This window comes from Tenacibaculum sp. MAR_2010_89, from assembly GCF_900105985.1.
GTDB lineage: Bacteria > Bacteroidota > Bacteroidia > Flavobacteriales > Flavobacteriaceae > Polaribacter > Polaribacter halocynthiae.
The window spans coordinates 2,621,103-2,646,644 of sequence record NZ_FNUB01000005.1 but is presented as its reverse complement, the minus strand read 5'-3'; the positions used below and the strand labels follow the sequence as shown (position 1 = coordinate 2,646,644).

The 25,542-nt window shown below is 28.4% G+C and carries 20 protein-coding genes; 13 read left to right on the top strand and 7 right to left on the bottom strand.

The window, feature by feature from the left end:
- Positions 1–155 precede the first annotated feature (155 nt).
- Entirely contained in the window at positions 156–1,049 is an 894-nt protein-coding gene (locus BLV71_RS15080; RefSeq protein ID WP_093871346.1) for a DMT family transporter, read from the top strand.
- 35 nt (positions 1,050–1,084) lie between these two features.
- Here BLV71_RS15080 and BLV71_RS15075 read toward each other — a convergent pair whose 3' ends face one another.
- Positions 1,085–3,649 carry an endonuclease gene (locus BLV71_RS15075; protein WP_093871345.1) on the bottom strand — a complete coding sequence of 855 codons (2,565 nt, stop codon included), beginning with the start codon at positions 3,647–3,649 and terminating at the stop codon, positions 1,085–1,087.
- A gap of 170 nt (positions 3,650–3,819) precedes the next feature.
- Between BLV71_RS15075 and pheT the strand changes: the two genes are divergently transcribed.
- The 4 genes from pheT (at position 3,820) to BLV71_RS15055 (ending at position 9,648) form a co-directional block, all read left to right on the top strand.
- Positions 3,820–6,246 (top strand): phenylalanine--tRNA ligase subunit beta, encoded by a 2,427-nt coding sequence (pheT, locus tag BLV71_RS15070; RefSeq protein WP_093871344.1) that lies wholly within the window; start codon positions 3,820–3,822, stop codon positions 6,244–6,246.
- Between the two features lie 93 nt (positions 6,247–6,339).
- Entirely contained in the window at positions 6,340–7,374 is a 1,035-nt protein-coding gene (locus BLV71_RS15065; RefSeq protein WP_093871343.1) for a quinone-dependent dihydroorotate dehydrogenase, read from the top strand.
- Positions 7,375–7,516: 142 nt separating this feature from the next.
- The gene (gene mqo / locus BLV71_RS15060; RefSeq protein ID WP_093871342.1) at positions 7,517–8,992 is read left to right on the top strand and encodes a malate dehydrogenase (quinone); all 1,476 of its coding nucleotides are present in this window, start codon (positions 7,517–7,519) and stop codon (positions 8,990–8,992) included.
- Between the two features lie 41 nt (positions 8,993–9,033).
- The gene (locus BLV71_RS15055) at positions 9,034–9,648 is read left to right on the top strand and encodes a LysE family translocator (RefSeq protein WP_093871341.1); all 615 of its coding nucleotides are present in this window, start codon (positions 9,034–9,036) and stop codon (positions 9,646–9,648) included.
- Positions 9,649–9,673: 25 nt separating this feature from the next.
- Here BLV71_RS15055 and BLV71_RS15050 read toward each other — a convergent pair whose 3' ends face one another.
- Complete coding sequence (locus tag BLV71_RS15050; protein ID WP_093871340.1) at positions 9,674–10,354, bottom strand: tetratricopeptide repeat protein; 681 nt, start codon at positions 10,352–10,354, stop codon at positions 9,674–9,676.
- 222 nt (positions 10,355–10,576) lie between these two features.
- Between BLV71_RS15050 and lon the strand changes: the two genes are divergently transcribed.
- The 5 genes from lon to BLV71_RS15025 all read left to right on the top strand — a co-directional run bounded on the left by lon (position 10,577) and on the right by BLV71_RS15025 (position 15,838).
- Positions 10,577–13,048: an endopeptidase La gene (lon, locus tag BLV71_RS15045; protein WP_093871339.1), complete on the top strand. Its 2,472-nt coding sequence runs from the start codon at positions 10,577–10,579 to the stop codon at positions 13,046–13,048.
- A gap of 232 nt (positions 13,049–13,280) precedes the next feature.
- Positions 13,281–13,796 (top strand): porin family protein, encoded by a 516-nt coding sequence (locus BLV71_RS15040; protein ID WP_093871338.1) that lies wholly within the window; start codon positions 13,281–13,283, stop codon positions 13,794–13,796.
- A 158-nt stretch (positions 13,797–13,954) separates the two neighbouring features.
- On the top strand, positions 13,955–14,437 hold the full coding sequence (locus tag BLV71_RS15035) for a porin family protein (RefSeq protein WP_093871337.1): 483 nt from the start codon (positions 13,955–13,957) through the stop codon (positions 14,435–14,437).
- 179 nt (positions 14,438–14,616) lie between these two features.
- Positions 14,617–15,126, top strand: a complete 510-nt coding sequence (locus BLV71_RS15030; protein ID WP_093871336.1) for a hypothetical protein — start codon at positions 14,617–14,619, stop codon at positions 15,124–15,126.
- A gap of 124 nt (positions 15,127–15,250) precedes the next feature.
- The gene (locus BLV71_RS15025; protein ID WP_093871335.1) at positions 15,251–15,838 is read left to right on the top strand and encodes a porin family protein; all 588 of its coding nucleotides are present in this window, start codon (positions 15,251–15,253) and stop codon (positions 15,836–15,838) included.
- Positions 15,839–15,912: 74 nt separating this feature from the next.
- On the opposite strand, the gene BLV71_RS15020 is transcribed toward BLV71_RS15025, so the two are convergent.
- The 4 genes from BLV71_RS15020 to BLV71_RS18910 form a co-directional block, all read right to left on the bottom strand.
- The gene (locus BLV71_RS15020) at positions 15,913–16,596 is read right to left on the bottom strand and encodes a response regulator (protein WP_093871334.1); all 684 of its coding nucleotides are present in this window, start codon (positions 16,594–16,596) and stop codon (positions 15,913–15,915) included.
- On the bottom strand, positions 16,562–18,586 hold the full coding sequence (locus BLV71_RS15015) for a tetratricopeptide repeat-containing sensor histidine kinase (RefSeq protein ID WP_176974416.1): 2,025 nt from the start codon (positions 18,584–18,586) through the stop codon (positions 16,562–16,564). Before BLV71_RS15015 ends, BLV71_RS15020 begins: the two co-directional genes overlap by 35 nt.
- A gap of 72 nt (positions 18,587–18,658) precedes the next feature.
- Positions 18,659–18,892, bottom strand: a complete 234-nt coding sequence (locus BLV71_RS15010) for a hypothetical protein (RefSeq protein ID WP_093871332.1) — start codon at positions 18,890–18,892, stop codon at positions 18,659–18,661.
- Between the two features lie 1,006 nt (positions 18,893–19,898).
- Entirely contained in the window at positions 19,899–20,021 is a 123-nt protein-coding gene (locus BLV71_RS18910) for a hypothetical protein (RefSeq protein WP_255405213.1), read from the bottom strand.
- Between the two features lie 559 nt (positions 20,022–20,580).
- Here BLV71_RS18910 and BLV71_RS15005 point away from each other — a divergent pair.
- The 3 genes from BLV71_RS15005 (at position 20,581) to BLV71_RS14995 (ending at position 24,725) form a co-directional block, all read left to right on the top strand.
- Positions 20,581–22,101 (top strand): PhoX family protein, encoded by a 1,521-nt coding sequence (locus tag BLV71_RS15005; RefSeq protein ID WP_199488219.1) that lies wholly within the window; start codon positions 20,581–20,583, stop codon positions 22,099–22,101.
- Positions 22,102–22,107: 6 nt separating this feature from the next.
- Entirely contained in the window at positions 22,108–23,886 is a 1,779-nt protein-coding gene (locus tag BLV71_RS15000) for a cytochrome-c peroxidase (protein WP_093871331.1), read from the top strand.
- Between the two features lie 113 nt (positions 23,887–23,999).
- Entirely contained in the window at positions 24,000–24,725 is a 726-nt protein-coding gene (locus BLV71_RS14995) for a DUF6503 family protein (RefSeq protein ID WP_093871330.1), read from the top strand.
- A gap of 47 nt (positions 24,726–24,772) precedes the next feature.
- Here BLV71_RS14995 and BLV71_RS14990 read toward each other — a convergent pair whose 3' ends face one another.
- Positions 24,773–25,417, bottom strand: a complete 645-nt coding sequence (locus BLV71_RS14990; protein ID WP_093871329.1) for a hypothetical protein — start codon at positions 25,415–25,417, stop codon at positions 24,773–24,775.
- Positions 25,418–25,542: the final 125 nt, after the last annotated feature.

Genomic DNA, 25,542 nt, shown 5'->3' with positions numbered 1-25,542 from the left:
AGCAAGGATTAATTGAAAATGTTCTTTTAACTTGAAATTTTAACTAGTAATACAAGGGAATGTTTAAAATAAACGTACACTGAACATCGTATGACTAATTAAAATATTTTTTAATAAAATTAGTTACTCATTATTTTTGTTGTAAAATAGCTTTAATGAAATTATCAGGAGTGTTTTTAGGTGTTTTGGGAATTGTAATGTTTTCTTCAAAAGCAGTTATGGTTAAAATGGCGTATCAATATAATGTAAGTTCAATTCACTTGTTATTATTTAGAATGTTGTTTTCATTACCTTTTTATATAATCATTTTATTACTAGATAATAGAAAGAGGGAAGTTAAAGTAATTCTAAAAAATAAAGATTATTTATGGTTGTTTTTTTTCGGTTTTATAGGCTATTATTTAGCTAGTTATTTTGATTTTTTAGGGTTACAATATATTGAAGCTAGTTTAGAGAGAATTATCTTATTTGTATATCCAACCTTAGTATTGCTAATTAATAGGTTGTTTTTTAAAGAAAAAGTTACAAAGCATCAAGTTTGGGCAATTCTATTAACATATATCGGAGTTGTTTTAGCCTTTGGTAGTGGAAGTCAAGTTTTTGATTACACCTTACTATTAGGAGGAGTATTGGTGTTTTTAAGTGCTTTAACTTATGCTTCTTATTTGGTAGGAAGTGGTTGGTTAATTCCTAGGTTTGGAGTAAAAACATTTACTTCTTATGCAATGATAGTTTCTACAATTTGTGTAGTTATACATTATTTACTAGTAGATAGAACATCTATTTTTATATACCCTAAAGAAGTTTATTATTTAGGATTTCTAATGGCTATTATTGCAACTTTGATTCCTTCTTTTTTAGTGTCATATGCTATTCAAAAAATAGGAGCTTCTAATTTTTCCATTTTAGGAAGTATTGGACCTTTTTCTACTATAGTATTAGCTATAATATTTTTAAATGAATCAATGAGTTTTTGGCAATTTATAGGAGCAATTATTGTTGTTGTAGGAGTTAGGATAGTAGTTAAAAAAAATAAGGGCAATAGTTAAAACTATTACCCTTGAAAATTATTTAATTATAATTGTTATTTTTTTATGAATTTTTTAATGATAGATTTATTTCCATCATTTATATCAAGGATATAAATTCCCTTGTTAAGGTCTGAAACATTAATAGAATTAGAAACACGTCCTTTTTTAATTATTTGACCCAGAGTATTTGATATTCTGTAGTTAGCTTTTCTAAAATCATTTATTTTAATAGAAATAGAATTAGAAGCAGGGTTAGGGTAAATGTCAGCATTAAATAAAGGAGCTTCATTACCTAATTTAGCGTAATTTTTAGTAGTTAAGTTTTTATCATTTCTAGCTGAAGAACTTCCAATGTTAACAGAGTAGTCTTCTACTTCTCCATAAGAGAAAGTTTCACAAGAAGATTGTGCTGCATTCCACTTCATAGAAACTCTCATTCTAGTTTTACCAGCAATAGCTGAAGAAGGAACAGAAAAAGTACTTGTTAAGTTTGCAGAACTAGAAGATGAGCCACTAACAACTTCTTCGTTAGTTTCAAAAGTTCCATTTTGATTAAAATCAATCCAAACTTTCCAGAATTCAGTATATGAAGAACTAGAAAAACCAGCGCTTACAATAATTGTATTATTTCCATAGGTAAGATTACCAGTTTGAGCTGTAAAATCTGCAGACCCATTATTATTTCCTGTAACATTTGAAATACCTCCAATGGCTACGTTGTCAATATATTCATAACTAGCATTATTTCCTTTTGAAGAACAATAAGTAACAGTATTTGCTAAAGTTGTAATTGTAATGGTGTTGCTTGAAGAAGAAACATTGTTAGCGGCATCTTTAGCTCTTACATAGAAGTTATAACTTGTAGCAGCTGATAAGCCAGTAACATTGAAGTTTGTAGTTGTAACTGTAGTTATTTTTGTTGATCCTTTATATACATCATATCCTGTAACAGCAGTATTATCAGTTGAAGCATTCCAAGATAAATTTACAGATGTTTTTGTAATAGTAGAACCAGTTAAGTTTGATGGAGTAGTAGGTGCTTGCGTATCAGCAGGGGTACCTCCATCAATAGAATGCAAACCCAAACCATTGAATGTGTCTTTAGAAAGGCTGTTCCATTCTGAAGTTGTATAGTTTGAATTAGGTGATTTGATAGATGATTTTCTTTGTAAAGTTTTATCCTTAGCAAATGTTGAAGAACTAGTTGGATTACCTATTACATCAATTAAAACATTATTTTTAAACAAGCCAACAGCGTCGTTACCATTAAATGATAATACACTAGTATCAGTTTTTTGAGCTTTATTTTTTACAGTTGCAGAAGCGCTTGAATGGGCAATTACATATGTCTTACCATTTGTTAATTGTCCACTTAATGTAAGAGTACTAGTCCATCCACCACCATTAGACGCTTTTTTAAGAGTGTAATTACTTAAATTGATAGTGTTTCCTGTAAAATTCGCAAGCTCAATTGCTTTATTATAAGAAGAACCTTCAATATATTCAGAAATTAATAAATCAGTTGCAGTTCCAGAAGTAGGAGCAGATGTGGTTGTAATATTTACAGTATTACTAGCTATTGATATATTGTTAGCAGCATCTTTAGCTTTAATATAAAAGTTATAACTAGTAGAAGCGTTTAATCCAGTTACCTGATAATTTGTTGAAGTAACTGTAGTTAATTTATTTGAGTTTCTATAAACATCATAGCCAGCAACTCCAGTATTATCAGTTGCTGCATTCCATGATAGGTTTACAGTTGTTTCAGTAATATTTGAAGTAGTTAAATTTGTAGGAGCTGTAGGAGCTTGAGTATCATTTGAGTTTCCATTTCCAAATAAATCTTCTGCTTGTGGACCTCCCCAAATTTTAGTTGCAAAGGCTGGGTTATCAATAAAAGGATTCCTGTTTCCTTGTAAATTTTGAATAATTGGGTTTCGTTGCTTCTCAAAATTAGAAACAGGATCTTCTGCATTCCATTGTAATAATAAGCTAATCATGTTTGCGTCTGAAGCAGCAGCAGTACCTATAGCAACATTTTTTGGTAAACATTGACTACCGTATCTTAAATACATATACATCATCATACGAGCAACATCACCTTTCCATTCATCTCCAGGATACCATCCTCCAGAAGAATCTCCTGCGTTACCTGAACCTTGAGCAAATTTCTTACTACTTCTTTGTGAGTTAAAAGAAATATCTGCTGGTCTTAAATGATGAACATCAGCACCAGCCCCCGAAGTACCTAAGTTTGGATTTCCTAATGATTTTGGATATACATGTTCTCTGTTCCATTGAGATCCTGCACTACCACCATTATCATCTTTACTTCTAGTTCTGTCAGTAACATAATTACCATCAGAATCACTATAACCATAAATTAAGACAACTTTAGAGTTATTGGTTAAATCAAGGTCTGTTTGTTTTAAAGCATCCCAAACACCTGGAGTGTAAGTTAAGTTTGTAGCGTGTGTGCTAATAATTTTTGTAGCCAAAGCATCTTTTAAAGATGTTCCGGTTTGGTTCAAATTCACATCATTATAATAAGAAGGAATTTGAGAGAAAACTGCAAATGACATTAAGAGCAGTGTGTAGAAGGGTAATAATTTTTTCATGTGAAAATCTATTTGTTAAATTTTTTAAAAATGCTCACAAAGTAAAGAAAAAGAAAGCTGTCTAATGTTATTAAAAGGTTAATAACGAGACAAGTATAAACATAGGTTTAAGTGAATGGTTTTTTGTTTTAATTTATGTAAATTTGCAGGCTAAATCCGAGATTTAAAAGATGAAGATATCATATAATTGGTTACGACAATTTTTACAAGTAGAAAAAGAAGCTGAAAGTACGGGAGAACTATTAACAGATTTAGGCCTTGAAGTTGAAGGAATAGAGATAGTTGAAAGTATTAAAGGAAGCTTAAAAGGTGTTGTTGTAGGTAAGGTTTTAACTTGTGAAAAGCATCCGAATGCCGATAAGTTAAATGTAACAACTGTTGATTTAGGAGGTGATGCACCTCTTCAAATTGTATGTGGTGCTCCAAATGTGGCAGTAGGACAAAAAGTTCCTGTAGCTACTATTGGAACTATGTTGTATAATGATAATGGAGAAGGGTTTAAGATTAAAAAAGGAAAAATAAGAGGAGAAGAGAGTCATGGAATGATATGTGCCGAAGACGAATTAGGTTTAGGTAAAGGACATGATGGTATAATGGTTTTAGCAGAAAACTTAGAAGTAGGTACTCCTTGTGCTGAAGTTTTTGAAATTGAAACTGATTATGTTTTTGAAATAGGTTTAACACCAAACCGAGCAGATGCCATGAGTCATTATGGAGTAGCAAGAGACTTGCGTGCTGGTTTAATTCAACAAGGAACAAGTTTAGAGTTAATATCGCCTTCTGTTTCAGATTTTCATGTAGATGAGCGTACTTTAAAAATAGATATTGAAGTTGAAAATAAAGAGTTAGTTCCTCGTTATTGTGGTATTACAATTACTGATGTAGAAGTAAAAGAATCGCCTGAGTGGATTAAAAACAAGTTAAACGCAATTGGATTAACACCTAAAAATAATATAGTAGATATTACAAATTATGTTTTACATGAATTAGGACAACCATTACACGCTTTTGATACTTCAAAAATTAAAGGGAATAAAGTTGTTGTTAAAAATTTAGAAGAAGGAACTAAGTTTGTAACTTTAGACGAAGTTGAAAGAGAGTTGTCTTCTGAAGATATTATGATTTGTGATATTGATAATAATCCTTTATGTATTGGAGGAGTATTTGGAGGTATTAAATCTGGTGTTACTGAGCATACTACTAGTATTTTCTTAGAAAGCGCATATTTTAACCCTGTTTCTATTCGTAAAACAGCTAAAAGACATGCTTTAAACACAGATGCTTCTTTTCGTTTCGAAAGAGGAATTGATATTAATATGACTGAATATGCTTTAAAAAGAGCGGCGTTATTAATAGAGAAATATGCAGGAGGAAAATTATCTTCTGATGTTTTAGATTTTTACCCTGAAAAACTTGAAGATTTTCAAGTGTTTTTATCTTTTGAAAATACTTATAGGTTAATAGGACAAGAAATCCCTAAAGAATCAATAAAAAATATTTTAGCATCTTTAGATATTAAAATAAATAGTTCAACAGAGGCTGGTTTAGGATTAACTATTCCGTCTTACAGAGTTGATGTACAACGTGAAGCTGATATTATTGAAGAAATTTTAAGAGTTTATGGATATAATAATATTGAATTTTCACACAAGTTAAATACTTCAATTTCATTTGATAGCGATAAAGAAACTAAAATTGAAAATATTACAGCTAATCAATTAACCGCATTAGGGTTTAATGAAACTATGGCTAATTCTTTAACAAAGGAAGATTATGTTTCTTTATCTGAGAATTTAAACTCTGATAATAATGTAGAGATGTTAAACCCTTTGAGTAATGATTTGAAAGTAATGCGTCAGTCATTATTGTTTAGTGGTTTAGAAAGTGTAGCTTATAATATAAACCGAAAGCAAAACGCTTTAAAATTTTATGAGTTTGGAAAAACATATCATAAATATGAAAGTGGTTACCAAGAAGATAAGCATTTAACTTTATTTGTTACAGGAAATAGAACTAAAGATAGTTGGAAAACAACCACACAGTTGTCAGATTTCTATTATTTAAAAGGAATTGTAACTTCTTTATTAGGTAGGTTAGGTATAAGTTCTTTAAAAACTACACCTGTAAAAACAGATGTTTTTTCAGAAGGTATTGTATTAAGTGTAGGGAAAATAAAATTAGTAGAACTTGGAGTCGTAAAAAGAGCTATTTTAAAAGAGTTTTCTATTAAACAAGAGGTGTTGTTTGCTGATTTTAATTGGCAGAATGTATTAAAGTTAGTTGGTAATAAAAAGCTTAAAGTTTCTGATTTACCTAAATTTCCATCTGTAAAGCGTGATTTAGCATTATTATTAGATAATAAAATTGAGTTTAAAGAAATTTATAACTTAGCATTTCAATCAGAAAGGAAACTATTAAAAGAAGTAGATTTGTTTGATGTATATGAAGGTGATAAATTACCTGAAGGTAAAAAATCATATGCAGTTAGTTTTTTATTACAAGATGAGAGTAAAACATTAGCAGATAAACAAATTGATAAAATAATGCAGAAGTTACAGCAAACATTCGAGAAGAATTTAGATGCTGTATTAAGATAATTTAAAAACTCCATTGATTTGGAGTTTTTTTGTACCTAATTAAAAACAATCAGTAGGCTAATGCTATCTGGTTGTGTGTTAAATTAAAAATAAATGTATAAATTAATTATTCGTCCAGTTTTTTTTCTTTTTGATCCAGAAAAGATACACCACTTTACTTTTTCATTAGTAAGGTTTTTATCAAAAATACCATTAGTCTCTTCAGTTTTTAGAGGTTTATATCAAGTAAATGATAAAAAATTAGAAAGAAATTTATTTGGGTTAACATTTAAAAACCCAGTAGGTTTAGCAGCAGGATTTGATAAAAATGCAGTATTATACAATGAATTAGCTGATTTTGGATTTGGTTTTGTTGAAATTGGTACTGTTACACCAAAAGGACAAGTAGGGAATCCTAAAAAAAGATTATTTCGTTTAAAAGACGATCAAGGAATTATTAATCGAATGGGATTTAATAATGATGGTTTAGAGTCAGCAATTAAGCAATTAAAAAAGAATAAAGGTAAAATAATAATTGGAGGAAATATTGGTAAAAATACTGATACAGCTCCTGAGAATTATACAGAAGATTATATAACTTGTTTTAAAGAGTTGCATCCTTATGTTAACTATTTTGTGTTGAATGTTAGTTGCCCTAATGTAGGAAGTCATGCAAAGTTAAACGACAAAGAGTATTTGTTAGAGTTGATTTCTGAAGTTCAAAAATTAAATAATAAAGAAAAAATACAAAGGCCTATTCTATTAAAAATAGCACCAGATTTAAATAATAATCAGCTAGATGAAATTGTAGATTTGGTTAATGAAACTAAAATAGATGGAGTAATAGCATCAAATACATCTATAGATAGAGAAGGGTTAAAAGCGTCAAAAGAAAGATTGGAAGAAATTGGTAATGGAGGAGTTAGTGGACAACCAGTTAAAAATAAAAGTACAAAAACAATTAAGTATTTGTCTGATAAATCAAATAAATCATTTCCAATTATTGGGGTAGGTGGTATTCATTCTGAAAAAGATGCTTTAGAAAAAATTGAAGCAGGAGCAGATTTAGTACAAATATATACCGGGTTTATTTATGAAGGCCCTAGTTTAGTTAAGCGAATAAATAAAGCTATTCTAAAAAAATCTTAAAAAAGAAAGTTTAGTTTCTTTTTAAAAACCCCATAGTGTTAAGCTATGGGGTTTCTAATTATAATAATATTGAAACACAAATACTTTTTCAAAGAAAATTAATAGTACTATATTCATGCTTTAAAAAAGTAAATCATCATTTATGAATTCAAAAAAAGAATACGATTTAATTTGTGTTGGAGGCGGAATTATGAGTGCTAATTTAGCATTATTAGCAAAATTATTAAACCCTGAAATCAAAATCTTAATTTTAGAAAAATTAAATGATGTAGCTCAAGAAAGTTCTGCTGCATGGAATAACGCAGGAACAGGTCATTCTGCTCTATGTGAGTTGAATTATTGCCCAGAAAATCAAGATGGAACTATATCTATTCAAAAAGCAATCAAAATTTGTAAAGAGTATGAAATATCTAAACAATTTTGGGCTTATTTAGTTGAAGAAAAATTGATAGATGTTCCTGAAAACTTTGTAAAACCAGTTAAGCACCATAGTTGGGTTTTGGGTAAAATGAATAGTAATTATTTAGAAAAACGATATAAAGTGTTTAAAGAACATTATATGTTTGATTCAATTGAGTTTACAAGAGATCCAGAAAAAATGAAGGAATGGTTTCCTTTAATTATTAAAAATAGAGAGAGAAATGAAGTAATGGCAGCTTCAAGGATAGATAGAGGTACCGAGGTGAATTATGGAGTGTTGACAAAAAAAATATTTAAAATATTAGAAGAAAAATATGATACACCAGTACATTGTAATTATGAGGTTTTAGATATTGATCCTGATCCAGAAATTGATTGGACAGTAGAAGTAAAAAATACTAAAACTGGAAAAATAAAAAATATAGATGCAGAACATGTATTTATAGGAGCAGGGGGAGGGAGTTTATTACTGTTACAAAAAGTAGAAATTGATGAAAAAGAAGGGTATGGAGGTTTTCCTGTAAGTGGTGAATGGCTAGTTTGTAATAATAAAGAAATAATAAAGCAGCACGAAGCTAAAGTGTATAGTAAAGCCGGTATTGGTGATCCTCCTATGTCAACCCCACATTTAGATACTCGTTACATAGATGGGGAAAAACAATTGATGTTTGGTCCTTTTGCAGGGTTTAGCCCTAAGTTTTTAAAGAAAGGTTCTAATTTAGATTTATTTAAATCCATCCAGTTTGATAATATACCTTCAATGTTGGGAGCTTTTTGGCATAATTTACCTTTAACTAAATATTTGGTAGAACAAGTAATGATGGATAAAGAGGATAGAATGAATTCATTAAGAAAGTTTATAAAAAAAGCAAAAAGCGAAGATTGGGATATTGTAAAAGCAGGTCAACGTGTTCAAATTATAAAAAAAGACGAATATGAAGGTGGAAAATTACAGTTTGGAACAGAAGTAATAAGTAGTAAAAATGGAAGTATAACATGTTTGTTAGGAGCATCACCAGGAGCATCTACAGCAACTTCAATTATGTTTTCTGTGTTGGAAAAAGCATTTCCTGAGTTATTAAATACTCCTAAAGCAAAAAAACTATTAAAAAAAATGGTACCTTTTTATAAAGTAGAAATTTCAAAAAAAACATTCAAGGAACAGTTGAAACAAACCAATTTAACGTTAAAATTATAAAATATATCATTTAAATTAGCCGAAAATTAAGAATTAAAGTAATGATTGAAATTCTAATATCTTTTGTGTTAGCAACTACAACACTAGCTTTTTCACCTGGACCGGATAATATTTTTGTTCTTACTCAAAGTATAGTGAACGGAAAAAAATATGGTTTAGCAACTGTAATTGGATTAATGACAGGATGCATTATTCATACAACTTTGGTTGCTTTTGGGGTTTCTGAAGTAATTAAAAGAAATGAAAATCTATTTTTTATAATAAAACTTTTCGGAGCGGCTTATTTATTATATTTAGCTTTTAAAGTATATAAAAGTGATGCTAAAATTGCATTTTCAACTGAAAATGTACAACAAAAAACAACTTTGCAATTATTTAAAACCGGCTTTTGGATGAATGTATTAAATCCTAAAGTAACGATTTTCTTTTTAGCCTTTTTTCCACAATTTTTGTTTTCTAAATCAATGTCAACGGTATTACAGTTTTATATACTAGGTGGAGTGTTTATTATTACTTCTTTTATCATTTTTTCAGGAATAGCAATTTTGGCAGGTTCAATATCTAGTTATTTAAAACAAAATGATAAAGTAGGAGTGTATTTAAAATGGGCACAGATTGTTGTTTTTATAGGTATTGCTGCTCTGATATTAATTTAAAAAAATACCGTTTTTATTAGGGGTTTTATTTTCTAGTTAACTTTTTAAGATTTCTTTTTGAACTCCTATTTTCAGGGTTTATAGCTAAAGCCTTTTTATAATTATCAATAGCATTTACCGTATCTTTCACTCTAACATATGCATCACCTAAACTATCAAAAGTATTTGAGCTATTTGGGTATAAAATGGTATTTATTTTAAAAACATTAATAGCTTTATCAAAGTCATCGTTTCTTATGTATCTATATCCAAGTCTATTTAAATTTCTTTCTTTTATAACAGGATTTAAACTGTCAGTTTTTTTGATGTTTAAATACCCGTTTAAAGCCATTTCGTAATTATTTTGGGTTAAGTACTCACTTGGCGTTTTTTCTCCCTCTTTCATTTTGTTAAAAACATATTTTTTGCCTTTATGTTCTCTTTTGGTAGCTAATTCAATGTTGTTTTTTACAGAGTTAAAAATTAATTTTTCATTCATTTCTCTAACATAAAAAGTAGAATCATTTAATTTTAAAGGGTTTAAATTTTGATTCCTCCAATTTAAAAGTAACTTAGCGTCAGTAAAGTGAACTTCAATAACTTCGTCAGCATTAAAATAGTAACGTCCAGTAGCTTTTTTAATGAATTCTGGGGGATTTTTTTTTGAAGTACAGCTAAAAGTTGAAAAAATAAAAATTGTAAGAATAAAAAAATATGAAGCCTTCATAGTTAAGTTGTTTGTGTAGCTATTTGACGTGATATTACAAAAATAGTTACAAAATAATTAAGTTTTGTAGGGGAGCTCTTGGCATAAGAATTGACCTATATAAGTGTCTTAAAAAAAGTTAATTGCGCTAATTGCTTGTTTTTAAGAGTTTTATATTTTTAAAATGGCGTTTTATAATTGTTTTGTAAATAAACAAAATGCCAACATGACAGATAAAAAATTATGAGTAAATCAAAAATTATACATTTAGACAATTTGTCGCTTCAAGACGTATTTAACGAAAATTCTGAGTTGATTCCTTTATTAACTCCAGAAGATGAGGAAAATATGAATAATGAAGATGTTCCTAATGAACTACCTATATTACCTTTAAGAAATACAGTATTATTTCCAGGAGTTGTAATTCCAATTACGGCAGGTAGAGATAAATCAATTCAGCTTATAAAAGACGCGAATAAAGGAGATAAAGTTGTAGGAGTTGTTGCTCAAAAGAATGGTGAAGTAGAAGACCCAACAGTTGATGATATACATAAAACTGGTGTAGTTGCTCAAATTTTAAGAGTGTTAAAAATGCCTGACGGTAATACAACAGTTATTATTCAAGGAAAGAAACGTTTTGAAATTACTGAAGTAACTCAACAAGAGCCTTATTTAAAAGCTAATGTTAAAGAAGCTATTGATGAAAGAGAAATAGATGATAAAAAAGAATTTAATGCTATAATTGATTCTATAAAAGAGTTAGCTCTTGAGGTAATAAAAGAGAATCCAATGTTACCTTCTGAAGCTTCTTTTGCAATTAAAAATATTCAATCTAATTCGTTTTTAGTAAACTTTATTTCATCTAATATGGAATTAAGTATTGCCCAAAAACAAGTTTTACTTGAAAAAGATAATTTAAAAGAACGTGCCCTTTTAACATTAAAGAATTTAAACAAAGAACTTCAGCGATTACAGTTACGTAATGATATTCAATCTAAAACTAGATCTGATTTAGATAAACAACAGCGTGAATATTATTTACATCAGCAACTAAAAACTATTCAAGATGAATTAGGTGGTGTTTCAAATGATCAAGAATTAGATGAAATGAGAATTAAATCTAAATCTAAAAAATGGGGAAAAGAAGTAGCAGAAACCTTTGAAAAGGAATTGAATCGTTTGAAGAGAATGAATCCTCAAATGGCTGAGTATGGTGTACAACGTAACTATTTAGAGTTAATGTTAGAATTACCTTGGGGAGAATATTCTAAAGATAAATTTGATTTAAAAAAGGCTCAAAAAATATTAGATAGAGATCATTTTGGGCTAGAAAAAGTTAAAGAACGTATTATAGAACATTTAGCTGTTTTAAAGTTACGAGGTGATATGAAATCGCCAATTATTTGTTTATACGGACCTCCAGGGGTAGGTAAAACATCATTAGGTAAATCTGTTGCTGAAGCTTTAGGACGTAAATATGTACGTATGTCTTTAGGAGGATTACGTGATGAAGCAGAAATTAGAGGGCATAGAAAAACGTATATTGGAGCTATGCCAGGGCGTTTAATTCAAAATATTAAAAAATCAGGAACTTCTAACCCTGTATTTGTATTAGATGAAATTGATAAATTAAGCCAAAGTCATCAAGGTGACCCTTCTTCAGCAATGTTAGAAGTATTAGACCCTGAGCAAAATACTGAGTTTTATGATAATTATTTAGAAGTTGGTTATGATCTTTCTAAAGTGTTATTTATTGCTACAGCAAATAATTTAGGACAAATTCCATGGGCATTACGTGACCGTATGGAAATTATAAATGTAACAGGGTATACTATTGAAGAAAAAATAGAAATTGCTAAAAAATATTTATTACCTAAACAATTAAAAGAACATGGATTAAATAATGAGCATTTAAAATTAGGAAAAGCTCAAATTGAAAAAATTGTAGAAGGATATACTAGAGAATCTGGAGTTCGTGGATTAGAAAAGCAAGTAGCAAAAGTTGTTCGTTATGCCGCGAAATCTATAGCTATGGAAGAAGCGTATAATATTGCTTTAACAACTGAAGATATAGAAACTATTTTAGGAGCAGCACGTTTAGAAAGAGATAAGTATGAGAATAATGATACAGCTGGTGTTGTTACAGGCTTAGCTTGGACAAGTGTAGGAGGTGATATCTTATTTATTGAATCGATACTTTCTAAAGGAAAAGGGAATTTATCAATCACAGGTAATTTAGGAACAGTGATGAAAGAATCTTCTACTATTGCCATGAAATATATTAAGGCAAATGTTGAAGAGTTTGGAATTGAGCCTGAAGTTATAGATAATTACGATGTACATATTCATGTACCTGAAGGAGCAACTCCTAAAGATGGGCCAAGTGCTGGTATTACCATGTTAACATCTTTAGTATCTGTATTTACTCAACGTAAAGTTAAAAACAAATTAGCTATGACTGGAGAAATAACATTAAGAGGAAAAGTGTTACCAGTTGGAGGAATTAAAGAAAAAATATTAGCAGCTAAAAGAGCTAATATTAAAGAAATAATTTTATGTAAAGAAAATAAAAAGGATATTGAAGAAATTAAGCAAAGCTATTTAAAAGGATTGAAGTTTCATTTTGTAACTGAAATGAGTGAGGTAATTGATATTGCATTAACTAAGCAAAAGGTAAAAAATGCAAGAAAATTAGTAACTAAAAAAGAAAAGTAAAATATTTTAATCAATTATAGATAATTTTTTACACGAATAGAATTTGTAATTCTTTATGAAAAACAGTTAAAAGGATCTCTTTTTAACTGTTTTTTTGATTTATAACATTTTGATTATTAGAAACATGATGTAATGGTTGAACTGATAATTTAATTTATTATTAAAATCATGTTAAAATTTTAAAAAAAATGTTAATTTTGCCAACTTTAAAAATTATAAAAGATTTAGAATTATGAAAAAATTATTATTAGTTGCTATGATGGCATTTGGTTTAGCTGTTAACGCACAAGAAACATCTTTTGGTATTACTGGAGGTTTTAGTAATATGACTGTAAAAGCATCAGCAAATGGAATTTCTGCTTCTCAAGGAGCATCTGGATTTTACGTAGGTTTTTTTGCAGACATTAAAGTTTCTGAAAAATTTAACATCCAACCAGAATTAGCATACACTGCTTCATTTAAAAATGATAATTCAACTAACGTTATTACTATGCCAATTTTAGCTAAATATTATGTAGCTGAAAATTTTTCTATTTTGGCAGGACCAATGTTAGATTTAATAGTTGATGAAACTGGTGATGAATTTAATTCATTTGGTTTAGGTTTAGCTGCTGGAGCTGGTTACGATTTTACTGATAATCTTTTTGCTACTGCTAGATATTCTTTTGGATTAACTAATAGAGTAGAAAATGCTGTAGTATCTACTAAAGTAGATTATTTTCAAATTGGTTTAGGATACAGATTCTAAATTAATACATATAAGCACAAAAAAAAGGAGAATGTAATCATTCTCCTTTTTTTTGTGCTTATATTTTAAATAATGTCTTAAAAGTTTGAGTAATTTTTATTTTGGCATCTCTTTTGATTAGAAAGAACGAAATAACTTAAAACATAAAAACTTAAATTATGAAAAAATTATTAGTAGTTGCTATGATGGCATTTGGTTTAGCAGTTAATGCACAAGATGGACAGTTTAATATTGGAGCTAACGTTGGAATTCCAACTGGAGATGCTAGTAATGCTACTTCTTTTGCTCTTAGTGCAGAAGCAAATTACCTTTTCAATGTTTCAGATCAATTTAAAGTAGGTCCTTCAGTATCATTTGTAAATTATTTTGGAAAAACAATAGGTAATGTTGGTATTGGAGATTTTCAATTTTTGCCAGTATCTGCAGCAGCAAGGTTTAGTCCTTCTGATAAGTTTACTTTTGGTGGTGATTTAGGATATGCTGTAGGTATGAATACTGGAAATCAAGGAGGTTTTTATTACAGACCAATGATAGGATATAATGTTTCAGAAAAATTAATGGTACAAGCAACATATTCAGGTATTACAAATGATGGAGCAACTATGTCTAATTTTGGATTGGGTGTAATGTTTGCTTTGTAAAATATACTATTAGTATATATTGAGTGTAGAGCTAACAGCCCTACCTATTAGTATGTTAAATAATGGTTAAAATAAAGATGGGTTTTATCTTAATTTTTAACAAAAAAACACAAAAAAAAGTAGGTATTATTTAAAGTATAGGACTACATTTGTCCTTTCAAACATATAATTAAAAAATTATGAAAAAATTATTATTAGTAGCAATGATGGCTTTTGGATTAGCTGTTAACGCACAAGAAGGACAACTTAATGTTGGTGGAACTATTGGTTTACCAGTAGGAGATGCAAGTGATGCATTTGATGTTACAGGAGCTATTGAAGCAAACTATTTATTTAATGTTTCTGATAAGTTTCAAGTAGGACCATCTGTATCTTACATCCACTTTAATGGAGAAGGAGCTGATTTCGCTTTTTTACCATTATCTGCTGCTGCACGTTACGCTGTAGCTGAAAAAGTTACTATTGGTGCTGATTTAGGTTACGGTATTGGGATCAGACCTGATGCTAATGATGGAGGGTTTTATTACCGTGCTCTTGTAGGTTACAAAGTAACTGACAAAATTACGTTACACCTTGATTATTCTGCAGCTAGCGTAAGCCAAACTGTTGGAATTGGACCATTATCTATTGATGTAACTTCTACTGCTGCTACATTCGGAATTGGAGGAACTTACTCTTTTTCTTTATAGTAGTATAAACAGAACAAGTACAAAAAAAGGGAACTATTTTTAATAGTTCCCTTTTTTATTTTGTTTTATATTCAAAAGTAAATTCTCAATCTTAAAAATATAAAAAAAACAAGAATTTTAAATTATGAAAAAATTATTAGTAATTGCTATGGTTGCTTTAGGTTTTACAGCTAAAGCACAAGACATTGATTTTGGTGTAAAGGCAGGAGTGAACTTTGCTAACTTAACAGGAGATATTCCAGATAACTCAAGTGTAAGAACTTCTTTTCATGTTGGTGGAGTTGTTGAGTTCAAAATAACTGATAAATTCTCTATTCAACCAGAATTATTATACTCTGCACAAGGTATGAAGTATGAAAGAGAGCAAGGAAGAGTAAATTTTGAATTTACTACAAAAGTAGATTACTTATACCTTCCTGTTATGGCTAAATATTATTTAATTGACAACTTTAGTATTGAAGCAGGACCTCAATTAGGATTTTTATTATCAGCTAAAACTAAAGCTGAAGCCGCTAGTGTTTCGAATACTCAAGATTTTAAAGAAAACGCTGAGAATATGGACTTTGGTTTAAACTTTGGTTTAGGATATAAATTAAATAATGGTTTAAATTTTGGGGCTCGTTATAATTTAGGATTATCTAATTTAGCGAAAGAAAATGGTACAGATATTAAAAACGGAGTTTTTCAAGTTTCTGTAGGGTATAATTTCTAAGTAAAAAAGACATAAATATAAAAGGGAACTATTTTTTAATAGTTCCCTTTTTGTTTTTTTTTTGATATTATATTTTATAAAAAACCTTTATCTCTTGCCACTAAAATTAGCTCTCTATCATCATTACCATCTACATCAAATACTTTAGCTAATTGTCTTTTTCTTTTTTGAATTCCAGCAAAAGAAAGCGGAATAACCTCAGGTAATTTTTTCATCCTATTTCCTATAGAAAGCTCGTACAATATCTTTCTATCTATATCATCTAGTACATAATCACTTGCAATTTGATTTCGTATTAACTTCATTACTGTTTTACTGTAGTATGGAGGGGCAGTAATAACTTCTTTTATAGCTGTAACTAGTTCTTGTGGTGTAATATCATTTTTTACTAAAAAACCATCAGGATTAATATTTCTTAAAATACTATGCACTCTAAAATTATCATTAAAGGTAGTAGAAACAATAATTTTTGAATCGGGTAATAGCTGGTTTATTTTTAAGCCTAAATCTTCACCTGAAAGTATAGTGCCATCTTTTGATGCAGGTAATCGCATATCTAAAAAAATAACATCAATTTTGTTTTTCAAGCTTGAGTATTCTTTAATAATAGCACAAGCATCATCACAATTGTGTTTTACATGAATTTCAAAACGATATTCATTTTCCTGACTTTCTATGTATTGAAAAGCACTTTTATAAGCTTCAGATATTAAAGGGTGATCATCAATTATTAACGCTGTTAATTGTTTTTTTTCCATCTTTTTGGATGTAAGGGGTGTTAATGAGTAGGGTAGTACCTACATTAATTTCGGATTTTATTTCAATGCTTCCTTTTAATTTTTCAATTCTCGTTTTTATATTTTTTAATCCTATTCCTTTTTTACCTTTTTTGCTATTAAAACCAACTCCATTATCTTGAATTTTGATAACTAAATCTTGATTTTTTAAAGAAAAATCTAAGATAACCTTTTTTGCTTTAGCATGCTTAATGATATTTTGTAAAGCTTCTTGAATAATTCTATAAATATTAGCTTTTGTAATTTCATTAATATCTTTCCATACAATATCAGGAGAAAATGTAATGTTGTGTGTAAAGTTACCAATAACGCCTTTATCTTCTAATAATTGTTTAATAATAGAGGTAAAGTTAATATCTGAATTACTAAAATTATCACTTAATTTATGAGAAACATCTCTAATTTCTTTTTCAATATCTTGTAACTCATTCAATAAATTTTGATGTTTTTCAAGTGTTTGTTCTTCTCCTTTTATTGGTAAAAACCCTAAGCCAAAACGAGTTCCAAATAGTTTTCCTAAAATACCATCATGTAGTTCTTCTGATATTCTATTACGTTCTTTAATGCGTTCTTCCTCTAGTTTAGCTTGCTGTTGTAATGTTAAAACATATACTTCTTCATTAGCTTTTTGATGCTCAGCTTCAATACTTAATTTTTCATTTTGCACTTTTTGTACACGTAAAAAGTATAATAAACTTAAAATAAATACACCAGCAATACTAGTAACGATGATCCAAATACGTTGTTGAGATAGCCGTTCCGTTTCTTCAATATACTCATCAGTTTCAAACTCAATACGAGTAAACTTATTTTGAATTCTACGTTCAGCACTTATTAAGCTATCATTAAACTCAATGTAACGACTATAATATTTATTAGAGTTTTTGGTATCAAGATTAGCTAGTTGTTGTAATGTTGCTAAATAAGCAACACTGTTTTTTAATTCTAAAGCTAATCTATTAGCTTCTTGTGCGTACTGTAGTGCTTTAGTAGTGTCTTTTTTGTAGATATAGAAGTCAACTAACTGTTTTTTACTATATACAATATCTGTTTTTTTGCCTAATTTAATACGAATATCTAACGCTTGTTGAAAGTCTTTTTGAATTCCAATAGTGTCATTCATAAAAAGTTTACAGTAAGCTTTATGGTGAATAACTCTTGCTAATTGCTCTTGTCTTAGTGATTTGTTTTTTAACTCTTTATTATAAAATTTAAGAGCTTTTTTGTATTCTTTTTTTTTAAATAAAGCGTCTCCTATATTATTATAAATCTCTATATGATATTTTTGCTGCAATTCTTTAGGAACTTCAGTAAAATAATTAAGTGCTTTATTGTAATATTCAATTGCTTTATCATACTCTTTAATATCTTTCTGTAATAAACCTAAGTGATTATATAATTTATAAAGTTGTTTATAGTCTTTTAGCTCATTACAAATTTTAATAGCTTTTATATTTAAAAGTTCACTACCCGTATAATCTCTGTACCTACCTTTTATTCTAGCCATGCCCCACAATATCTTTACTGCTTCTTTTTTATTTCCTTTCTTGATAAATGATTGATATGCTTTATTAAAATGAAAATAAGCTTTATGATATATTTCTAAGCGTATATAATAGGTGGCATAGTTCCAATGGGCATCACCGATGGCATAAGTATGATCAATTTTAAGAGCAAGTTTTAAAGCCTGTTTGTTTATTTTAAAAAAGGAAATAGTATCTTTTAAATTATAGAGTTCATATGCAATAGAACTTAATTTTAAGGGAAGAACCTTGTCATTAGAGATAATTTGATCATAAGCTTTTTCAAGTAGTTTTTTTCTATTAATTTTAGTTAAATTTTTGTTTTTAGATTGTTTTATCCATATATCAATACTATCATTTTGGAATCCATAGCAAAAATTTAAATATAAAAATAAAATTATAAAAAGGTGTTTTTTTAAAGATTTCAAAATGAGTATTATTTTTAACAAAGCTAAAAAAAAAGCCTTTAACATTTGTTAAAGGCTTAAATTTATATAAAGTTAGTTTCCTTTTCCTCCATCATCATTACCATCACCACCATCACCAGTATCTTGATTAGAACCATTACCTGGAGTTCCACCAGTATCAGAAGGTAAATTATCTGGTTTCATAGTATTTGTAATGTTGTCTTTCTTTATTTTGTCTTGTAGTGTTAAATCTTCACTTAAATCAGTACAAGAAGTAGTTATTAATAGTATAGCAATTAGACCTAGAATAGTTTTTAAAGTTTTCATAATTTTCAATTTTAATAGTTGACATTAGTTTCCCATGCCGCATATGCAGCAATAGTTACATCGAATGTTTTTCGATAGTGTTAATGCGTTAATTTTAAATTAACGGCATAACCATACATCTCAGAATTTGAGAATGTTAGTAGAATTAATAGCAGGCGAATGCCAGCTTAATGAAGATGTATTACTTATAAGGCCTATTGAGTACAACAGACTTCATGTAAATTCTACTTTGTCGATAAATTAGGAAGCGTTTGTAATTTTGAAATGACGCTAGTTGATTTGAACCCTAAATTAGTGGGTTTTAATCTTACGGTGTTCGTAATTTTAGTAAGCGTTGCATTTGGATGAGTAAACGTCCTTTTTCATTTAGTATGTGCAATTTTAATGTTCTCATAGCATTTTTTAATTTTTCATATACCTAATATACATTTTTTTTATGATATAGGCAATAAATTCACGTATTTTAACATTTTTAAAATGGATTACTGTTTAGTTTGGATGTTTAGTTGTTTTTTCTGTAATAAAAAAGACATCTTTTGTTAAAAAGACGCCTTTGGTATATTGTGTATAGTATGTGAGTTTTGTTACCTCACTTTTCTATATTTTATTTTACAAATTGCATCCCTATTTATTACTACGCCAGAACCTGCTCCATTTAGCCAAACAAACTCATTACTTATCTTTCTGTGTAAATACATATGGTTATTATTTAATTATTCATTTTATTTGATGGTGCAAATATTATATTGTTTTTTGGAATATACAAACTTTATTCATTGTTAAATGATTGTTTTACAGTGTTTTATGTGTATTTTTTAAGTGTAGGATTCCTTCTCAGAGAGTCTCTAAGTTATAGTTGAGTATGCAATGTTTTAGTGTTCAATTGCTTAGTATTCAAGTTCAATTATATTTTATGTATTTAAATTTTCATCATTATGCTTAAAAAAAATATAAAAAAAAGCGTCCAAATTTACTTGGACGCTTATGTATAGTTAAATTTTTAGGGTTATTTCATCTTAAAATAATTACTAGAATATACATATAGCGCCTTTTTTAATACAATTACTTCATCAATTCCTTGAAATTGACGACTGTTAGTTAGTGCTTTTGGTGATATGTGAGTATTCATTTCTTTCATTTCGGTAGCAAATATATTGGTTTTTAAAAGATTAAAAAGTTCTTTTTAGTTAATAATGGTAAATAAGTATGTAAAAATGGTAAAAAGTAAGTCAATGACTTACTAAAAGTAAGTCATTGACTTACCACAATAAGAAAAAGTCTAAATATCTTTGTGTCATACTAAAAATCTTAATCAAACAAGGTTAAAATAAACAATGTAAAAAAATAATACTAGGAGTCGTCGGGGAAAATTTCTATGAAAAAGCTTTATAAAGAATCTGAATTTCTCATTGTTTAAATCGAAGCATTATTTGAATTATTTTTGCTTAAGTATTAGTGAGGATTCTTTATATTTTTCCATATTTATATGGGTATGAAAGGGTAAAAAAACGTCAATAATTGACGTTTTTTTTTGTTTAAAAGTATTCTTATTTAGAGTAATTCTAGTTATTCATGTTTTAATAAAGTTGTTAACCTTTAGCTTATATGAATTTAAAGCTAAGATAAGGATAAGGTAATTTCATAGGTGTTGATTTGTGGAATTATTAAAGCTAAACAAATAGAGAATAATGAAGAAATTAAATTTAAGTAAAATTGCATTAACTACTTTAACATGTATCATAGGGGGATTTATATCATGTAAAGACGGAATAGATGGTGTAAATGGAATTGACGGAAAAGATGGTAAGGATGGAAATAATGGAACAGATGGTTCAAATTCATCAGTATATTTAACAGCATCAAAAACACCTAACTTTTTAAAAGTAACAGGACAGTTTTCTCATTTAAAAATTACTCCGATTTTATCATCGGAAGATGTAATACCAAATAGTCCTAATTTTGTGTATGGGTCTATGGCTGATGGTGCTGGTTTATTAGCAGAGTCTGATGGAAGTTTTACATTAATTAATAATATTGAGGCAGATTATTCAATTGCAAGAATTAAGTTAAATGAAAAATTAAGACCAACTTCAGGAGATTATATTTTAAATGCTCAAGCTACAGGAAATACAGCACAATGTTCAGGTTCTTTAATAACACCACAAGAACACGGATTTGGTCCTTTGTATTTGTCTGGTGGAGAATGGGGAGGTTCTTCAAAAGGAATTTTTTCTACAGATCCAACAAAAAATGCAAGTGCAGCAGGAAGTGCTACTATGTTAACAGCTTTGGGACAATGGTCTACAGAAAATGCAGTAGCAATAGGAAAAGATGCTTATGCAGGTAAAACTGTTGTTTTCATAGGTGATGACCATAGTGATAATAATACACCTTCAGGTCAATTAGGTATGTATGTAGGAAATCAAGGAGACTTAAATGGTGGTAAGTTATATGGCTTAAAAGTAACATCTGCAGGAATTAATTATGAAGTAGATATGAATGAAGGTGTTGAATATAATGCTGAATTTGTTGAATTAGCTGAAAAGGAGATTAATGCTTTAGATACTGAGGCTAAAACTAAAGGTGTAATGGGATTCTCTAGATTAGAGGACATAGATTGGAGAAGAGGTTCTGCTAAAAATAATAGAGAAATTTATTTTTGTGTTACAGGAAGAAGAAAAGATGGTTTAAAAGATAAAGGTACTTATTATGGACGTATTTATAAAGTAGTATTAAATGAAAATGATCCTACAGGAGCAGCAAAAATTACGTGTATTTTAGATGGAGACAAATTAACTGGAAAGGCAAAAGATTTTCATAGTCCTGATAATATTTTAATTACTGAGAATTATGCATACATACAAGAAGATCCAAATGGATACTTTGATGTTGCTGAAAAAAATCATTATGCAAGATTATATCAGTATAACTTAACTACTGGAGAGTTAAAAGTAGTTTTAGAGTGTAATCAAGATTATGCAGCAACCAAAGGATATGGTAATACTGGAAAAGCTTGGGAAATTACAGGAATGATAGATGTTACTGATGTTGTAAACACAGGGAAAAATACTTTTATGGTTATTACTCAAAATCATGGTTGGGATCCTGCAGATGGAACAGCATTTACTGATCCATTAGCAAACTCTGATGTAGCTAATAGTAGAAAAGAAGGATCTGTTTTACATATAATTACAGGATTAGATAGATAGTATTTTATGAAAAACAGTTTGTATCAAGCTAAGACATACCTTTGTGTATGTCTTTTGCTTTTAATTATTTCATGTGATGAAAAGAAAGATAATTACGAGTGTATTAATGTAATAAATAAGGAAATACAAAAACTTTATAAAAAGCATTTACTATCAACAGTTAATTATTTAGACAGTATAAATACACATGAAAATATAGAGGATAAAAAGAAGTACTATATAAATGCGAGAAAGAATTTTAAATTTCTTGAACCTATTTTAGCTTATTCTGATAAGAATAACTATAAATCATTAAATGCTCCTAATATTTTAATAGTAAAAGGTGAAGAGAGTTTAGATACTAGAGTAATAAACCCAATTGGTTTTCAAGTTATAGAGGAAACATTGTATGAAGATTCTTTAGATACTTTAGCATTAACAAATTTAGTAAATGTAACCAACGCTAGGCTGAAGTTGATTAAAAATAACTTAAACTTACAATTAAAAGATTACCATATAATATGGTTATTACGTGAACATATTACACGAATAGCTACTACTGGTATTACAGGTTTTGATTCTCCAGTTTTAAATGAGTCGTTAAATGAATCAAAATATACGAATAAAACTATTTTAGATATCCTTAAAATTAGTGAACCAAAATTCTCTTCTAAAGATATTTTAAAAAGATTTATAAAGTTGATGGATAAAGCTAACTTAGACTTGACACATGATTTTGATACTTTTGATAGGTTTAGTTTTATTAAAAATACCATTCCTAAGCAATTAAAGTTATTAGTGGAAATTCAAGAAGATTGGAAAGTTAAGTTTCCTTTTGAAATGGCATTATCTAATACGATGACTTCTCTTTTTTCAAAAGGAACATTAAATAAAACGTATTTTTCAGATTTAAAAAGCGATACTACTTTTTTAAATGAAAAAATAAAATTTGGTAAAAGCTTATTTAATGATGTTACTCTTTCTAAACAAATTAATATGTCTTGTGCTACTTGTCATGTAAAAGATTTAGGTTTTGCTGATGGAAAAAGAGTATTTGATAAAAATCAAACTCGAAATACTCCAACGATTACTTATGCTACATATCAAAGAGGTTTTTTTATGGATTCTAGAGCAGGGAGTTTAGAAGGTCAGGTTGTAGGTGTTGTTAAAAACCATAACGAGTTTGATATGTCTATGGATTCAGTTGTAGCAAGAGTTATAAATAATGATTCTTATAAGTTGAAAATTAAAAAATTGTATAAGAATAAACGTATAGGATATAATATCAGACATGCGATTGCATCTTATGTAAGAACACTAAATACATTTAATTCTAAGTTTGATAAAAACATAAGAGGTGAAGATAATACCTTGACAGAAGAAGAGAAAAATGGGTTTAATTTATTTATGGGAAAAGCTTTGTGTGCAACTTGTCATTTTGCTCCTGTTTTTAACGGTACAGTGCCACCAAATTATAATGATACAGAATTAGAAGCCATAGGAACTCCAGATATTGATACTACTAAATTAAGTAAAGACTTAGGAAGGTTTTATTTATATAATACAGAGGAAAGAAAGCACTTTTTTAAAACCCCTACAATTAGAAATATAGCTAAAACTGCTCCTTATATGCATAATGGAGTATATAATACACTAGAAGAGGTTGTAGACTTTTATAACAAGGGAGGAGGAGTTGGTTTAGGTTTTAATTTACCAAACCAAACATTACCTTTTGATGAACTAAAGTTATCAAATAAAGAAATAAAAGAAATTGTAGCTTTTATGAAAACTCTAACAGATGAATAGTAACTAATAACTGCCCTAAATGGGCAGTTTTTTATTAACAGAATTTTATGTTGTGTTAGGTAAACTTTCTTGTAATTTTGAATTATAACTACGACCAAACCAAACAAAACTTTATGAAATATTTTTCACTACTATTATTGTATGTATTTGTTGCCTGTAAACCAGAGTATACAGCACAACAAATTATTGATTTATCATTAGAAAAATCAGGAGTAAATAAAATTAAGAATGCAACACTTTCTTTTACATTTAGAGGAAAGCTATATGAAGGTAAAAGAAATAGCGGGAACTATGTATTTACGAAAATTGCTAAATCTGATACATTAACAGTTAAGGATGTATTATCTAATAACGGGTTTAAGCGTTATGAAAATAACGAGCCGGTGGTGTTATCAGATAAGGATGAAAATAGATTTAGTAATTCAGTAAATTCGGTACACTATTTTTCTGTGTTACCTTTAGGTTTAAATGATAAAGCAGTAAATAAAAAATTACTAGAACCAGTTTCAATTAAAGGCAAAGGTTATTATAAGATTCAGGTAACATTTAATAAAGAAGGAGGAGGAGATGATTTTGACGATGTGTTTTTATATTGGTTTAATAAAGAAACGTTTCATTTAGAGTATTTGGCTTATAAATATCATACGAATGAAGGAGGAGTTAGATTTAGAGATATTAAGAAAGAACATTTGGTAGAAGGAATTCGTTTATTAGATTATAACAATTATAAACCTTTAAAAAAAGAGATTGATTTTAAAACTATAGATAAACTTTACGAAGAGGATAAGTTGAAAAAGGTTTCAGAAATAGTATTAGAAAACATTAGAATAGAGTTATAGATTAAATAATACATACCATAGATTTTATTATAAAAATCTATGGTATTTTATTTTTTTCTTAATAAATTTTGTTCTTCTAAAGCAATCATTAATAAGTTTATATAGTCGTCAACTGTTTTATCTACTGATTTAGGGTCGATTATATCAATACTTCCTTTCCAAATTAACTCTCTATCTTTTGTAGGGCAAATACAATATAGCGACGTTTCTGCATTATAAATTTTATATTTTTCATAATACTTAGGGTTTTCAATTATCTCTTGATGGTTGTAGTAGTCTTCTTTAAACTTAATATCTAAAGATTCTTTACTTATATAGTTTTTAGAGTATATAACTCTGTTTTCAACTCCTTTTACTTTACTTAATAGTACAGCATCAAAATAGTTTGTAGTCAAAATATTTTCAATAACTTTTAATTCTTCTTTTGACTTTTTTTCAATTCTAAATGAAGGTTCAAATACATCTAGGCTTATAACAGCTTCTATTCCTCTTGATTCTAATTCTTTTTTTAATTGATTTTCAAATTTTTTTCGAGCCTCTATGTTTGGTGTTAAACCTACAATTAATACTTTAGAAATTGATAAACTATCTATTTCTGGGTTTTTCCATTGTTCTATAAGTTGTGCTGTATTACAACTATTAAGTGAGATTGTAATTAGTAGTAATAAGAAGAGGTTTTTAAAATGTTTCATCTTTAGAATTTAAATTAGATATCACTTTGGTGAATGATAAATTTATAAGTATTAAGAAATAATTACTATGATATTTATCATGATATTGTTTAGACTCTCATTTTAACTAATAAAATTTAAATGAA